The following is a 13424-nucleotide window of genomic DNA, read 5'->3' as shown; positions in this document are numbered from 1 at the left end:
CCGGCACCTCCGGGTCGTTTTTCCGTTACCTTGGCACTGGGGGTCAGCCGCATCTGGCCGTCGGTCACAACCGTTTCACCCGGAGCGACGCCCTGCTCGATGACAGTGAGTCCTTCATGGGTGATACCCGGCGTTACGGGGCGGACCTCCACGGAGGAGTCGGCCTTTACCACAAAGAGATAAGGGCCGCTCTGTCCGGTCTGGAGAGCCTGGGACGGCACCACGACGGCATCGGCGCGGGACGCGAGGGTCACGACCACGTTGACGAATTGACCGGGCCAGAGCCGCCGCCCCTTGTTCTCAAAGATTCCCTTGAGTTTGATGGTACCGGTGGCAGCGTCGACCGCATTGTCGAGAAAGCTGATGGTCCCCTGCTCCGCCGGTCCCTGATCATTGGGAATGATCGCCGCCACCGCGAGCCGTCCGGACGCCAAACGGTGCTTGATCTCGGCAAGGTCTTTCTCGGGAATGGCAAAGGTTACGTAGATCGGAGTTATCTGGTTGATCGTAACCAGCGGCGGATTCTCGTTTGCCTTGACGATGTTCCCCGCATGCACCGCCAGGTTGCCGGTTCGGCCCGAAAGGGGCGAGCGTATGGTGCAGTAGGAGAGTTCGACCCTGGCGTTCTCCACGGCGGCCCGGTCGGCGGCAACATCCGCCGCGAATGCCTCCGCCTTGGTGCGGTACTGCTCATACTGCTCCTGGGTCACGATCCCTTCTGTCAGCAGTTGGGCATAGCGTTCCGCGTCCTGGCGGGCATTGCGCGCCTGGACCAGATTTCGGGAAAGATTTGCTTCCGCTTTTTTCAGGGCGGCGGCATAGGTACGCGGATCTATGGCAAACAGGAGATCGCCCTTTTTCACGTCCTGCCCTTCGGTAAAGTGAACGCTCACCACCTCACCGCTCACCTGGGCCTTGACCGCCACCGTGGCATAGGGCTCCACATTGCCGATGGCCTTGATCTGAACCGGAATCGTCTTCCGCTCCACCTTTGCGAGCACGACCGGCACCGGCGGCTTTACCGTTGGTTTCTGCTCCTTGGGGGAGCAGGCGCACAGCGCGAGAGCAGGCACGACCGCAGACGCCGCAACGGCATGCCGTCCCCAACGGCGAAGCGTGCGAAAGGCTGTCATCACATTCATCAAGTCCATTCAGAACCCCATCATCAGTCCGGACGTGTCAGTCTCGCGCACTTTGCTCGTAAAGGGAGTCCCCTTCTTTTTCCGTTACGGTGATTCCCTCCCGATCCAGAAGCTCTCCCGTGGCCCGCAGCAATTGGGTAACGGCATCGCCATATCCTGTCAAGGCTTTGATCTGGTTGCTCTTTGCCGTGGCCAGTTCACTCTCAACTTCGAGAACGTCCTTAATAGTGGCAAGCCCCACCTCGCTCCTCTTGATGAAAGAGCGGAGCCGCTCCTCGGCAAAGGCGCGGCCGCGGTCGGTCACGTCGAGCTGCTTGTAGCCCGAATCAACGCCCCTGATGGCCGTCTTGACCTCATTTTCCACATTGGCCTCAAGGCTCCTGATCTGGGTGCGTCCCTGCTCCACCTTCAATTTACTGCGGCGATACTCGTTCTCGGCGGCATTGTTCCCCAGGGGGTACTGGAATACGAGCCCAACGCCCCAAACCGGGTAATCGGCTGAGCCGACTTTTTCCAGATTGCGGTTGTAGTGACGGTCTAAGCCCGTCACGGCGGCACTGGCAGTAAGATTCAGATCCGGGAGGGTCCGGTTCCGGGCCACGCGCGTCTCCAGTTCGCTCGTCTTGAGGTTCGCCTTCTGCTCTCGCAGTTCCGGCCGCAAATCCAGCGCCTTGCGGATCAGTGCATTTTCCTCGGCCTCATATGGCTCGCGGGTCGGGATATCGACTGGAATGAGCTCATCTTTGCCGGGTAGCTGAAGCAGCACGTGGAGCACATCATTCTGATCCCGTACCGCTTTTTCCGCATCGATGAGATCCTTTTCCCGGCTTGCCACACCGAACTCGGCATTGAGAATCTCCATGGCCGGCAGAACGCCCGCCTTCACCCGTGCCTGGGTATCGGTGAGTATTTTACGGGCCAGTTCCAGGGACGTCTTCTTGACCTCAAGATCCTCGCGCAGGCTGTAAAGCCGGTTGTACTCGGTCCTGACCCTGGCCACCGTGTCCAGGAGCAGGGTCCGGAACCGCTCCAGGGAACCATCCTTGGCCGTCCGCGCCACCATGATGCCGAGTTCGGTGGGGTCCTTGCCGAAATTTTTCAACAGCGGCTGGGAAAGGCTCAGCGTCAGATCCGAGTTCCAGTATTCGCTCGGGCTTCGGGTGGAATTGGTGTAGTTGTAGGCATTATTGAACGTGAGCCCCACTGTCCCGCCAAGGGGCGTCAACTGGTTCACGCCGGGATTCAGAGTCAGCGTCCGGGTCCGGCTGGTATTGGTTCCTGAAAGAAACGAGCTGACCGGTTCGGTGACGGCATACTGAAAATCGGTTGAAACAATGAGTTGCGTATCATAAATACCGAGATTTTTGCGGATATCAGCCTCCGCCATGGCCGGATTGTACAGTTCTGCCCGCACATCCAGGTTTTTCTGCACTGCAGACTGGATTGCCTCCTTGAGGCTCAGCCGAACGCCGCCGTCAGCGGCGTGGACGGTGAGCGGAGCCATTACCAGAAGCAGGGCAGTCGTTATCCGTTTCATCAATCATTCCTCCTCAGCAGGCCGTTGGATGCTAATGTGAGAGATCCCCGCAGGTGGGCAGGGGCTCCGTTGATCATAATCATCGTAACGAGGAACCCCGTCAACGGTTGAACACGATCTGTGCATTTGTTCAAAAAAATGGACGTGCGTCAAGCGCAAATGCGTCCGGAGCGTGCCGAAACGAGCCTATTGGGCGATGAAGGTCGTCCGGTCGAGGCCGGTATTGCCGTTGGCCGGATCAAATGCATAGACCGTTACCTCGTATACTCCCGGCTGTCTGACCGTAAGCTCTCCCATAACCAGGCTCGACTCCCCGGCAAAATGGAGCGGCACCTCTTCCGCGGCTGAGCCGTCCCGCCTTACCATTGCACGGATCTCGTAGCCGTCGGCATTCCAGAGCCCTCCCGGCGAAACCGGACAGCCGCACATCATCATGACGCTGGCCCGCACGGTCACGGTGGCCAATCCATCCGCAAGAGTAACGGTATGATTGGCCGGCGGATCGAGTACATCAACGGCAAACCCCGGCAACTCCAAGACAAGACCGTCCCCGCCGGTCACGTGCCTGCCGGGAATCAGCCACTGGGTCACCGAAGCCTCTCCCATCCCCTGCCTCTGGCTTAATGGGCCTGCCGCCCGCACTTCAATCCGGGTGGGCACATCGATATCCAGAACAGCCCTGAACCGGGCGGATTGTGCGTCCGACAACACGCCCCCCCTCACATGCGGGTTGACCATAATGGTAGCGGTATTGCCAGTGGTTCCCGCCGTAACACCCGTGGCGAGCAACTCGCCGGTGTCGGTATTGCGGATGGTTATCAAAGCCCCTCCCATGCTCGTTCCGAGAAACTTTGCATCCTTGGTCCTCACCCGCACATCGACACGGGTTTCCAGGGCCTGGACGGTACCGGCCGAAACAAGAAACGCCATCAGTGCAACGCCGGTCAGAATTCTTGCCATTGTTGACCTCCCGTTCGCGAAGGGTCCGCGCCCCACTCGACCGCATAACCATAGAAGCATAGCAAAGAAAAAGGGGGATGCCGCGCGGCATCCCCCTTTTCAGGCGAATCAGACCAATACCTTTAAGAAAGCCGGTGGGCGTAGAGGGGAAAACGCTTCATGAGTGCATTGACCCTCCCCTTGATCTCAACAAGCTTGGCATCATTGTCCACGTTGGCCAGTGCCTCTGCGATGAAGCCCGCCACATTAGCCATTTCAGCTTCCTTGAGACCGTGGGTAGTGGCTGCGGGAGTGCCGATCCGGAAACCGGAGGTGACAAAGGGCGAACGGGTCTCGAAGGGCACCGTGTTCTTGTTCACCGTGATGCCGGCCTTATCCAGAGACTCCTCCGCCACCTTGCCGGTCAGTTCGGTGCCGGTCAGGTTAACCAGCATCAGATGGTTATCGGTGCCGCCGGACACAAGCCGGAACCCGCGCTTCACCAGCTCGTCGGCAAGGGCCTTGGCGTTTTTCACGATCTGGGCCTGATACGCTTTGAACTCGGGCTGGAGGGCTTCCTTGAGGGCAACGGCCTTGGCCGCAATGACATGCATGAGCGGCCCTCCCTGGATACCTGGGAAAATATTGGAATTGAGCGTCTTGGCGTATTCCTCGCGGCACAGGATCATCCCACCGCGGGGCCCCCTGAGGGTCTTATGGGTGGTGGTGGTCACGAATTCCGCGTAGGGAACGGGGTTCGGATGGAGACCGGCCGCAACCAGGCCCGCGATGTGAGCCATATCAACCATGATAACCGCGCCGACCTTATCGGCAATGGTGCGGAAGGCGGTGAAGTCGATGGTCCGGGGATAGGCGCTGGCCCCCACAACAATCATCTTCGGCTTATGCTCCAGGGCAAGACGCTCCACCTCATTGAAGTCGATCGTTTCGGTTTCCTGGGACACGCCGTAGGGAACCACGTTGAAGAAACGGCCCGAAAAGTTCACGGGGCTGCCGTGGGTCAGGTGGCCGCCGTGGGACAGGTTCATCCCGAGAATGGTGTCGCCGGGCTTGAGCACCGAAAAGTAGACCGCCATATTTGCCTGGGAGCCCGAATGGGGCTGGACGTTGGCATGATCGGCACCGAAAAGCTCCTTGGCCCGCTCGATAGCGAGATTTTCCACCACGTCCACGTGGTGGCATCCACCATAGTAGCGCTTGCCGGGGTATCCCTCGGCATACTTATTGGTCATTACCGAGCCCTGGGCTTCCAGTACCGCCTCGGAAACGAAGTTTTCGGAAGCGATCAACTCCAGGTTGTACTCCTGCCGCTCGGTTTCATGGCGGATCGCCTCAGCTACCTGCGGGTCAAAGGTTTCGAGAATCGACATGTCAGGTCTCCTTGTAAAAGTGGGAAAAAGGAAAACGGGACCGTATCCAGTCCCGTATCAGACTTCATGCAACCGCCGATCAGGCGCGATGTCTACTTCATCAGTTCCCGCTCCAGGGCCGCAATCTTGTCGAGCCGTCCCTGATGACGGCCGCCTTCATACACCCCGTCGAGCCAGGCGATGACCATCTCCCGGGCCGCGGCCTCCTCGAGCACCCGGCCACCGAGGACCAGGATGTTTGCGTTATTATGCTCCTTGGCCATGCGTGCCATGAAGGCATCGGTGGCAAGGGCCGCACGCACCCGGGGAAACTTGTTGGCAACGATCGACATGCCGATGCCGGTGCCGCAGAAGAGAATCCCCTTCTCCGCGTCGCCATTGGATACCCTTCGGGCCACCTTGATGCCGAAGTCCGGGTAATCAACCGAGTTGCCGTTATCGGTTCCGCAGTCTTCGAAGGGTTCCCCCCGCTCGGCAAGGAGCCGCTTAACCGCTTCCTTCAGTTCCAGACCACCGTGATCGCTCCCGACGACTATCACCCCGTGCCCCCCTATACTTTCTTGAAGAGCAGCGTCGCGTTCGTGCCCCCAAAGCCGAAGTTGTTGCTGAGGGCGTATGTGATCGACTTCTCCCGGGCGGTGTTGGGAACGTAGTCAAGATCGCACTCGGGGTCCTGCTCCAGGTAGTTGATAGTCGGCGGAATCACACCCTTGTCCATGGCCATGAGGGTAAAGACAGCTTCAACGCCGCCGGCTGCGCCGAGCAGGTGACCGGTCATGGACTTGGTGGAGGACACCATAACCTTTTTCGCATGGTCACCGAACACGCTCTTGACGGCAAGGGTCTCGTAGTAGTCATTGAAGGGGGTGGAGGTGCCATGGGCGTTGATGTAGTCCACCTCTTCCGGACGGACTCCGGCGTTGTTGAGAGCCATTTTCATGCACCGCGCAGCACCTTCTCCCTCCGGTGCCGGAGCGGTGAGATGGTAGGCGTCGCCCGTGAGACCATAGCCGACGATCTCGGCATAAATTTTGGCCCCGCGCTTCTTGGCAGCCTCATACTCCTCAAGAACGACGATGCCTGCCCCCTCTGCGAGAACGAAACCATCGCGATTCTTTTCAAAGGGACGCGACGCAGCGGCTGGATCGTCGTTACGCGTGGAAAGAGCCTTCATGACCGCAAAACCGCCAATTCCGAGGGGAGTCACCGTGGACTCGGTACCGCCGGCAATCATGGCGTCCGCATCGCCGCGCCTGATCATGTGGTATGCATCGCCGATGGAGTGTGTACCGGTGGCGCAGGCGGATACCGACGACAGGTTGGGTCCCTTGGCCCCGTACTTGATTGAAATGTGGCCGGGTGCAAGGTTGATGATCAGCATTGGAATGAAGAAGGGGGAAATTTTCTTGTGCCCGCCTTCGAGCATGGCGGCGTGGTACTTTTCGATGGTCGGCAAACCGCCCAGCCCCGCGCCGACCAGGACACCCGTACGCTCCGCGTTCTCCTCGGTGATCTTGAGGCCGGAATCTTCCATGGCGTAATGGGCAGCAGCCATGGCGTACTGAATGAAGAGGTCCATCTTCTTGACCTCTTTCTTGTCGATGTACTGCTCGGGATCAAAGCCCTTAACCTCGCCGGCAATCCTTACCGGCAGGTCGGAGGCGTCAAAGCGGGTTATGTGCCCAATGCCCGACGTTCCTGAAACGAGCGCATCCCAGTTGGCGGCGTTGCCGACTCCGAGCGGAGATACGGCGCCGACTCCCGTCACCACTACTCTTCTCATAGATATGTGCTCCCGATGGTCGTGAATCTGAACGCATCCGCCACGGAGCCGTTGAAGCTCACATGCGGATGCACGCGGACGCGGCCCAAAGGCCGCGTGCTGTGAAAAAGGGGAAGGTTCTCCTTCCCCTCCTGTGTGCTAGGTGTGCTCGGTGATGTAATCGATGGCATCCTGAACGTTCTGGATTTTCTCGGCGTCCTCGTCGGAAATCTCGATATCGAACTCTTCCTCGAGAGCCATCACCAGTTCGACAGTGTCAAGAGAGTCCGCCCCCAGATCATCCATAAAGGAGGCATCGTTCGTAACCTGCGCCTCATCGACGCCGAGTTGTTCGGCTACGATCTCTTTGACTCTTTTTTCTATTGACGACATGCTTGTTCACCTCCGTTTGGTTTGAGTCTTCGGGTAATGTTTCTAGCTACATACCACGAAACGCCTAAATTTCAAAAGATATTTTTCTACATGTACATCCCGCCGTTAACGGACAGGACGTGACCGGTAATATAACTCCCCATGTCGGACACGAGGAAATGGACCGCGTTGGCAATATCCTCGGGGGCACCGAACCGCTCCAGCGGAATCTGCTGCATGAGCGACTCACGTACCTTTTCGGAAAGAACCGCCGTCATATCCGTTTCGATGAAACCGGGGGTGACGGCATTGACGGTAATGCCGCGCTTGGCCAGTTCCCGGGCGGCAGCCTTGGTCATTCCGATCATCCCTGCCTTGCTGGCGCAATAGTTGACCTGCCCCGCATTCCCCATCTCGCCTACCACAGAGCCGATATTGACGATGCGGCCACTACGGGCCTTGGCCATGAGTTTTGCCGCCTCCCGCGTGCAATTGAAGGCGCCCTTGAGGTTCACGTCGAGCACGGCATCCCAATCGGCATCTTTCATCCGCAACAGCAGGCCATCCCGGGTAATGCCGGCATTGTTGACAAGGATATCCACCTTGCCGAAAGCGGCTACCACCGAGGCGAACAGCGCTTCCACAGCCGCCGCGTCCGCCACGTCCACAGCCAGCGCGAGGGCTCTCCGGCCGATCTGCTCTATCTCGTCCGCGGTTTTCCGGGCACTGTCGAGGGTTGTAGCGGTCACTGCAACGTCAGCGCCCTCGCGGGCGAGCCGGAGGGCGATCTCCCTGCCGATGCCACGAGAAGCTCCTGTAACCACTGCGACTTTTCCAGCAAGACTCATTCTCGTCTCCTTAGGCAAGAGCCCTGATACCGGCCGTATCCTCGACGTTGGCGGTACCCGCTTCCTTCTCGATCCGCTTGACCAGCCCCGACAGAACTTTGCCCGGCCCGATCTCCACAAACCGGGTGACGCCGAGCGAAACCATTTCCCTCACCGAGGCATCCCAGAGCACCGGAGCGCTTACCTGCCTGACCAGGAGTTCTTTTACCCTTCCCTTGTCGGAGTTGGGCGTTGCCTCCACGTTGGTCACCACGGGAGCGACCAGATCGCCGACCGCAACCGCTGCCAGAACCTCGGCAAGCCGTTCACCGGCAGGCACCATGAGGCTCGAATGGAAGGGAGCACTCACCGGCAGGAGCATCGCCTTGCGGAACCCCTTTGCCTTGGCAATCTCGATGGCACGGTTGACCGCACCGGTGTTTCCGGCAATGACGATCTGGCCGGGCGAATTGAAGTTTGCGGGAGAAACGACCTCACCCTGGGCCGCTTCGGCGCATATTTCGGCAAGAACAGCCGGTTCGATTCCGAGCATCGCGGCCATTGCCCCCTCTCCAACCGGCACAGCCTCCTGCATGAAGGTGCCGCGGGCTCGAACCGTCCGGACAGCATCCGCAAAGCCAAGTGCCCCGGCAGCCACAAGCGCCGAGTACTCGCCGAGAGAGTGTCCTGCCAGGAAGTCTGCGGTGAGTCCCGTTTCAGCCTGAAGCACCCTGAATGCAGCAACACTTGTGGTCAGGATGGCGGGCTGAGTATTGGCGGTGAGCTTCAACTGCTCTTCGGGACCTTCAAAGCAGAGTCGGGAAAGGGAGCTGCCGAGGGCATCATCAGCTTCCTCGAAGACCTGACGGGCAACCGGAAAGGTATCGGCCAGATCCTTGCCCATTCCGGCATACTGGGACCCTTGGCCGGGGAATATGAATGCACGCTTGCTCATTGATAGCTCCTTGCTTGGTCCGTTACCAGCGCACCAGTGCCGATCCCCAGGTAAGCCCGCCACCGAAGGCATCGAATACCACTACATCGTTGGGCTTGATCCGGCCCGAGCGGTTAGCTTCGTCCAGTGCCAGCGGAATGGATGCCGCCGAGGTATTGCCGAACCGGTCGAGATTGACGTAGACCTTTTCGCCCGGCAGGCCGAGGCGTTTGCCGATGGCATCAATGATGCGGCGATTGGCCTGATGGGGGATGAACAACGAAATGTCTGCAGGCGTGAGCCCGTTTGCATCAAGGGCTTCAAGGGCGGCATCCTCCATGGCCCTCACGGCGAGTTTGAAAACCTCGTTCCCCTGCATCATGAGATAGATACGACGGTCGTCAAGAGTCTTCTGGACGGCGGGATTTCTGTTGCCGCAACCGGGTTGATAGAGCAATTCCCAGTATGAGCCGTCACTGTGAAGATGGGTTGACAGGACACCGCGGCCATCATCGCATGCCTCGAGAACCACGGCACCGGCGCCGTCGCCGAAAAGGAGACAGGTGTTGCGATCTGTCCAGTCGATGATCCGCGACAGGGCTTCTGCACCAATGACCAGAGCCTTGCGGACGGAACCCGCCCTGATTGCATTGGATGCCTGAGCCAATGCATAGATAAAGCCGGAACAGGCGGCGGACAGGTCAAAGGCAGCCGCCTTGGCGGCCTTGAGATTGCTCTGGACCACGCAGGCAGTGGCAGGAAATGGGAAATCGGGCGTAATTGTCGCAACAATCAAAAGATCAATATCAGCGGCAGCGACTCCGGCCATCTCAAGCGCCCGCTCCGCTGCCTGCGTTGCAAAGGTGGAGGTATACTCTCCATCAGCGGCGATGCGGCGCTCTTTGATCCCGGTGCGCGTAGTTATCCACTCGTCAGAGGTATCGACCATCTTCTCCAGATCGAAATTGGTAAGCACCTTGGAGGGAACGGCAGAACCGGTCCCGACAATCCTTGCTTTCATCATCCCGTGACCTTTCTAACCCGCTGCTGCTTCCTTCACAGCGTCGCACTGCTGCATGTAGGCCGTAAACTCGGTTTCCATCTTCTCGGCGAGCCGTTGGTTGACCCCTTTGCACACATATTGATGAGCGAAGAGAATCGCGTTCTTGATGGCCTTCACGTTCGAACCGCCGTGGCAGATCATGGCGACGCCGTTGATGCCGATCAGGGGTGCACCGCCGTATTCGGCGTAATCAACCTTTTTCTTGAAGTTCTTGAATGCCTTGCGGACAAACAGATAGCCAAGCTTGGACAGCAGACTGCCTGCTATTTCCTCGCGCAACATCTTCCCGACCGTTTCTGCAAGCCCTTCAGAAAGCTTCAGCACAACATTGCCCACAAAACCGTCGCAGACGACCACATCGACCATGCCGTTGAAGATGTCGCGCCCTTCCACGTAGCCTTCATAGTCAAAGGAAATATTTTTCAGGATTGCATTGGTTTCGCGAGTGAGTTCATTCCCCTTGCTGTCCTCTTCCCCATTGGAAAGGAGTCCGATGCGGGGATGCTCCACACCCATGACGTGGCGGGCATACACTTCGCCCATGATGGCGAACTGCACGAGGTGAATCGGCTTGCAGTCAACATTACCCCCCACGTCAAGAACAAGGGTCTTGCCGCGCAGGGTGGGAAATATCTGTGCGATGGCCGGACGGTCAATCCCTTTGAGCCGCTTGAGGACAAACATGCCTGCCGCCATGGTGGCGCCGGAATTGCCGGCACTCACCACGGCCTCTGCCTCGCCGCTTTTCACGAGATCAAAGGCGACGCGGATCGAGGAATCCTTCTTGCGCCGCACGGCGTCGGATGCAGCATCGTGCATGCCGACCACCTCGCTGGCGTGGTGAATGGCTATATCAAGCCCCTGTACATTGTGCTTGGCAAGCTCCTGACGAAGCTTTTCCGTATCACCGACCAAGGTGATGGGTATGCCGAATTCACGTGCTGCTACGACAGAACCTTCAACCTCGACGGTAGGGGCATTGTCGCCTCCCATCGCATCAACAGCAACTCTCATGGTACTCCCAGACAAGAATGAATCAGACCCACACGCGCAGGCAGGTTAGATCTCTTCGGTCTTGACCACTTCTCTCCCTTTATAGGTGCCGCAGGAAGCGCAGGCGCGGTGGGAAAGCTTGGGGCTCTTGCACTGGGGACAAACGGAAGCTGCCGGAGCGGTAAGGGAATCGTGGGATCTCCTCATGTTTTTACGGGACTTGGATGTCTTTTTCTTGGGTACAGCCATGGAATGTCTCCTTTTGTGGTTCTACTTGTCGACCTTAAAATCCTTGAGTGCACTGAATTTCAGACTGAATGACGAACCGGCGCACGTGCACTCCGCTTCATTCAAATCAACTCCGCATGTGGGGCACAGCCCCCGGCAGGACTCTTGGCACAGGGGTTTGAGCGGCAACTCCATGATCACCTGCTCGGCGATCTCCGGAGCGAAATCAATCTCGTCCCCCTGATAGGCAATCGAGATCAGATCTTCCTCTGCCAGTTCAACCTCTTCCTCGTCGAATGCGACGCGGTCTTCTTTACGATAGAACATCGTGAAAACGGAAGCGAGGTCGGCTTCAAAATCACCGAGACACCGGGAGCAATTCAGCCGAATCCGGGTCTTCAGGTTCCCTTTGACCCTGATGTGATCATATTCCCTGGCGACTGCCAACTCCACCGTCACCGGTGAGAGAAATCCGCACTCACCCGCATCCTGAACGGCAACAAGCCCAGGGAACGTTTCAAGCGGCTCCTCGGAGCGGAGAACCCTTGGCTGCTCTTTTATGTCGTCGACTCTTATTTTCACCGCGACCTGCTGTTCATGGTGGCAACAGAAGCCACTCAGTATAAGGAACGGGTTCCGATTGTCAAGAAAAATGAGGCAAAAGCAAAACCGCCCTTTCAGGCGGTTGATTCTGCTAGTTCTATCCGATTCCATCCATTATTGCAAGCAATTTCGGTCTATCGCATCCACGAAAGGTGGAATCTCTCACATGGTGATGGTTTCACCCGGTCGGAGCGGAGGAGGACTCTCTGCCCCGCGGAAATGCGCCACCAGCAGCAGGATAAAGATAAAAGTAACAGCACAGAGAATGACGAGGCTCGGAGCAATGCGACAGGAGCGCTCGCGTACCGGACCGGCCCTGAGAAACAGACCGGTAACAGCCAGCACAACTCCGCAGCCACCGGCGATTCCCCCTCCCAAAAAACCGAGAGATACAAAGAGACCGGCAGCGGAAGGAGAAAGGCCGAATCCCCCTGCTATCTGCTCGTGGAAAAAAGTAGCCACCGTAACGAGGGCTACCGCCAGCGAAAGGGCGTATATCCCCACCCGGAGCGTCCGCCTTCTCATGCTATTCGCCGCACCAACTCACATCGCCGATCCCGCGGCGCAGCACCTGGGGATAATCGCCGATAAGACTCACCACCGAGCTGACATCGGCGGTGAGATTCCCACCATCCACAACGAGATCGAGCTGTTTTCCAAGGGTTCTCTCGACTTCAAGCGGATCACCGATGGGCTCTTCCCCCGAGAGGTTCGCACTGGTTGTAACGATCGGGTGCCCCAGCTCCTTGACGAGCGCTATGCAGATGCGATTGTCGGGAATTCGGATGCCAACCGTCTTCTGCTTGGTTACTAAAAGATCGGGGACCACGCTCGTCGCATCGATCACAAAGGTGTAGGGCCCCGGCAGATAACGCTTCAGAATTCTATAGGCGTAATTGCTGACCTTGGCGTAGCGGGCCACCTCTGAGAGCTCAGAACAGATAAAGGAAAAGGGCTTTTTCTTCTCCCTTTGCTTGAGAAGGTAGATTCGTTCGATCCCCTTCTTACTGAAAATGCTGCAACCGATCCCATAGGTCGTGTCGGTCGGATACGCGATGACCCCGCCACGACCAAGAACTTGAGCCACATGGGAGACAAGTCGTGCCTGCGGATTGTCGGGATTAATGGAGAGAAGCATGGCATATCTCCGTCAGTGGCAGCAGTACACTTTATTTTCCGGGATTATTGCCCGGTGTGACCGAACCCGCCGTCACCCCGGGCGGTCTCATCCAGTTCGTCCACGTCCTGAAATTCGGCCCGGGCGAAGGGCGCAAATACCATCTGGGCGATCCGTTCGCCCCGCTTTACGACAAAGGTGTCAGCACCGTGATTAATGATGATTACGCCGATCTCGCCCCGATAGTCGGGGTCAATGGTGCCCGGCGAGTTGACGAGAGCAATTCCGTGCTTGAGGGCAAGACCGCTTCTGGGCCGGACCTGCGCCTCAAAGCCATCAGGCAGGGCTATGGCAATGCCGGTGGGAACAAGCGCCCGCTCTCCGGGTTTAAGCACCAGATCGGCATCCACATCGGCGCAGAGATCCATCCCCGCGGCATGGGGGGTCATGTAGCGGGGATGGGGGAGAGCCGAACCGGGCCGAACCCGGCGAATCTTTACCAAGCAAGGCTGCATG

The 13424-nt window shown here is 58.3% G+C and carries 16 protein-coding genes; all 16 read right to left on the bottom strand.

Annotation, left to right across the window (positions count from 1 at the left end; genetic code table 11):
* Positions 1-1151, bottom strand: a 1151-nt coding sequence (locus AC6CDK_RS06720) for an efflux RND transporter periplasmic adaptor subunit (RefSeq protein WP_496639784.1), incomplete at its 3' end; no start/stop codon positions are given.
* A 28-nt stretch (positions 1152-1179) separates the two neighbouring features.
* A complete protein-coding gene (locus AC6CDK_RS06715; RefSeq protein ID WP_192905125.1) occupies positions 1180-2679 on the bottom strand; it encodes a TolC family protein in 1500 nt (499 codons plus the stop codon).
* Between the two features lie 186 nt (positions 2680-2865).
* Positions 2866-3639 carry a hypothetical protein gene (locus tag AC6CDK_RS06710; RefSeq protein ID WP_066357477.1) on the bottom strand — a complete coding sequence of 258 codons (774 nt, stop codon included), beginning with the start codon at positions 3637-3639 and terminating at the stop codon, positions 2866-2868.
* A 122-nt stretch (positions 3640-3761) separates the two neighbouring features.
* Positions 3762-5009, bottom strand: coding sequence for a serine hydroxymethyltransferase (gene glyA, locus AC6CDK_RS06705; protein ID WP_039644947.1), 1248 nt, complete (start codon positions 5007-5009; stop codon positions 3762-3764).
* Between the two features lie 92 nt (positions 5010-5101).
* Entirely contained in the window at positions 5102-5548 is a 447-nt protein-coding gene (rpiB, locus tag AC6CDK_RS06700) for a ribose 5-phosphate isomerase B (RefSeq protein ID WP_039644949.1), read from the bottom strand.
* 11 nt (positions 5549-5559) lie between these two features.
* Positions 5560-6792 (bottom strand): beta-ketoacyl-ACP synthase II, encoded by a 1233-nt coding sequence (gene fabF / locus AC6CDK_RS06695; RefSeq protein ID WP_039644951.1) that lies wholly within the window; start codon positions 6790-6792, stop codon positions 5560-5562.
* A 138-nt stretch (positions 6793-6930) separates the two neighbouring features.
* Positions 6931-7164 (bottom strand): acyl carrier protein, encoded by a 234-nt coding sequence (gene acpP, locus AC6CDK_RS06690; protein ID WP_010942249.1) that lies wholly within the window; start codon positions 7162-7164, stop codon positions 6931-6933.
* Positions 7165-7250: 86 nt separating this feature from the next.
* On the bottom strand, positions 7251-7991 hold the full coding sequence (gene fabG, locus AC6CDK_RS06685; protein WP_039644954.1) for a 3-oxoacyl-[acyl-carrier-protein] reductase: 741 nt from the start codon (positions 7989-7991) through the stop codon (positions 7251-7253).
* 10 nt (positions 7992-8001) lie between these two features.
* Positions 8002-8925, bottom strand: a complete 924-nt coding sequence (gene fabD / locus AC6CDK_RS06680) for an ACP S-malonyltransferase (RefSeq protein ID WP_039644956.1) — start codon at positions 8923-8925, stop codon at positions 8002-8004.
* Positions 8926-8947: 22 nt separating this feature from the next.
* On the bottom strand, positions 8948-9928 hold the full coding sequence (locus AC6CDK_RS06675) for a beta-ketoacyl-ACP synthase III (protein WP_039644958.1): 981 nt from the start codon (positions 9926-9928) through the stop codon (positions 8948-8950).
* A 12-nt stretch (positions 9929-9940) separates the two neighbouring features.
* Positions 9941-10981 (bottom strand): phosphate acyltransferase PlsX, encoded by a 1041-nt coding sequence (plsX, locus tag AC6CDK_RS06670; RefSeq protein WP_039644960.1) that lies wholly within the window; start codon positions 10979-10981, stop codon positions 9941-9943.
* 45 nt (positions 10982-11026) lie between these two features.
* Entirely contained in the window at positions 11027-11209 is a 183-nt protein-coding gene (gene rpmF / locus AC6CDK_RS06665; RefSeq protein WP_039644961.1) for a 50S ribosomal protein L32, read from the bottom strand.
* A gap of 21 nt (positions 11210-11230) precedes the next feature.
* Positions 11231-11770 (bottom strand): YceD family protein, encoded by a 540-nt coding sequence (locus tag AC6CDK_RS06660; protein ID WP_039648249.1) that lies wholly within the window; start codon positions 11768-11770, stop codon positions 11231-11233.
* Positions 11771-11953: 183 nt separating this feature from the next.
* Complete coding sequence (locus AC6CDK_RS06655) at positions 11954-12316, bottom strand: hypothetical protein (RefSeq protein WP_039644963.1); 363 nt, start codon at positions 12314-12316, stop codon at positions 11954-11956.
* Position 12317: 1 nt separating this feature from the next.
* The gene (locus AC6CDK_RS06650) at positions 12318-12929 is read right to left on the bottom strand and encodes an L-threonylcarbamoyladenylate synthase (RefSeq protein ID WP_039644965.1); all 612 of its coding nucleotides are present in this window, start codon (positions 12927-12929) and stop codon (positions 12318-12320) included.
* Positions 12930-12973: 44 nt separating this feature from the next.
* The gene (dut, locus tag AC6CDK_RS06645) at positions 12974-13423 is read right to left on the bottom strand and encodes a dUTP diphosphatase (protein WP_039644967.1); all 450 of its coding nucleotides are present in this window, start codon (positions 13421-13423) and stop codon (positions 12974-12976) included.
* Position 13424: the final 1 nt, after the last annotated feature.

The organism is Geobacter sp. PheSNFMC (genome assembly GCF_059620965.1).
This window is presented reverse-complemented; position numbering and strand designations above follow the sequence as displayed.

Excerpts from the sequence above, each read along its gene's own strand:
- AC6CDK_RS06715 (WP_192905125.1), bottom strand. The coding sequence starts at position 2,679 with ATGAAACGGATAACGACTGCCCTGCTTCTGGTAATGGCTCCGCTCACC.
- AC6CDK_RS06710 (WP_066357477.1), bottom strand. The coding sequence starts at position 3,639 with ATGGCAAGAATTCTGACCGGCGTTGCACTGATGGCGTTTCTTGTTTCG.
- glyA (WP_039644947.1), bottom strand. The coding sequence starts at position 5,009 with ATGTCGATTCTCGAAACCTTTGACCCGCAGGTAGCTGAGGCGATCCGC.
- fabF (WP_039644951.1), bottom strand. The coding sequence starts at position 6,792 with ATGAGAAGAGTAGTGGTGACGGGAGTCGGCGCCGTATCTCCGCTCGGA.
- acpP (WP_010942249.1), bottom strand. The coding sequence starts at position 7,164 with ATGTCGTCAATAGAAAAAAGAGTCAAAGAGATCGTAGCCGAACAACTC.
- fabG (WP_039644954.1), bottom strand. The coding sequence starts at position 7,991 with ATGAGTCTTGCTGGAAAAGTCGCAGTGGTTACAGGAGCTTCTCGTGGC.
- fabD (WP_039644956.1), bottom strand. The coding sequence starts at position 8,925 with ATGAGCAAGCGTGCATTCATATTCCCCGGCCAAGGGTCCCAGTATGCC.
- AC6CDK_RS06675 (WP_039644958.1), bottom strand. The coding sequence starts at position 9,928 with ATGATGAAAGCAAGGATTGTCGGGACCGGTTCTGCCGTTCCCTCCAAG.
- plsX (WP_039644960.1), bottom strand. The coding sequence starts at position 10,981 with ATGAGAGTTGCTGTTGATGCGATGGGAGGCGACAATGCCCCTACCGTC.
- rpmF (WP_039644961.1), bottom strand. The coding sequence starts at position 11,209 with ATGGCTGTACCCAAGAAAAAGACATCCAAGTCCCGTAAAAACATGAGG.
- AC6CDK_RS06655 (WP_039644963.1), bottom strand. The coding sequence starts at position 12,316 with ATGAGAAGGCGGACGCTCCGGGTGGGGATATACGCCCTTTCGCTGGCG.
- AC6CDK_RS06650 (WP_039644965.1), bottom strand. The coding sequence starts at position 12,929 with ATGCTTCTCTCCATTAATCCCGACAATCCGCAGGCACGACTTGTCTCC.
- dut (WP_039644967.1), bottom strand. The coding sequence starts at position 13,423 with ATGCAGCCTTGCTTGGTAAAGATTCGCCGGGTTCGGCCCGGTTCGGCT.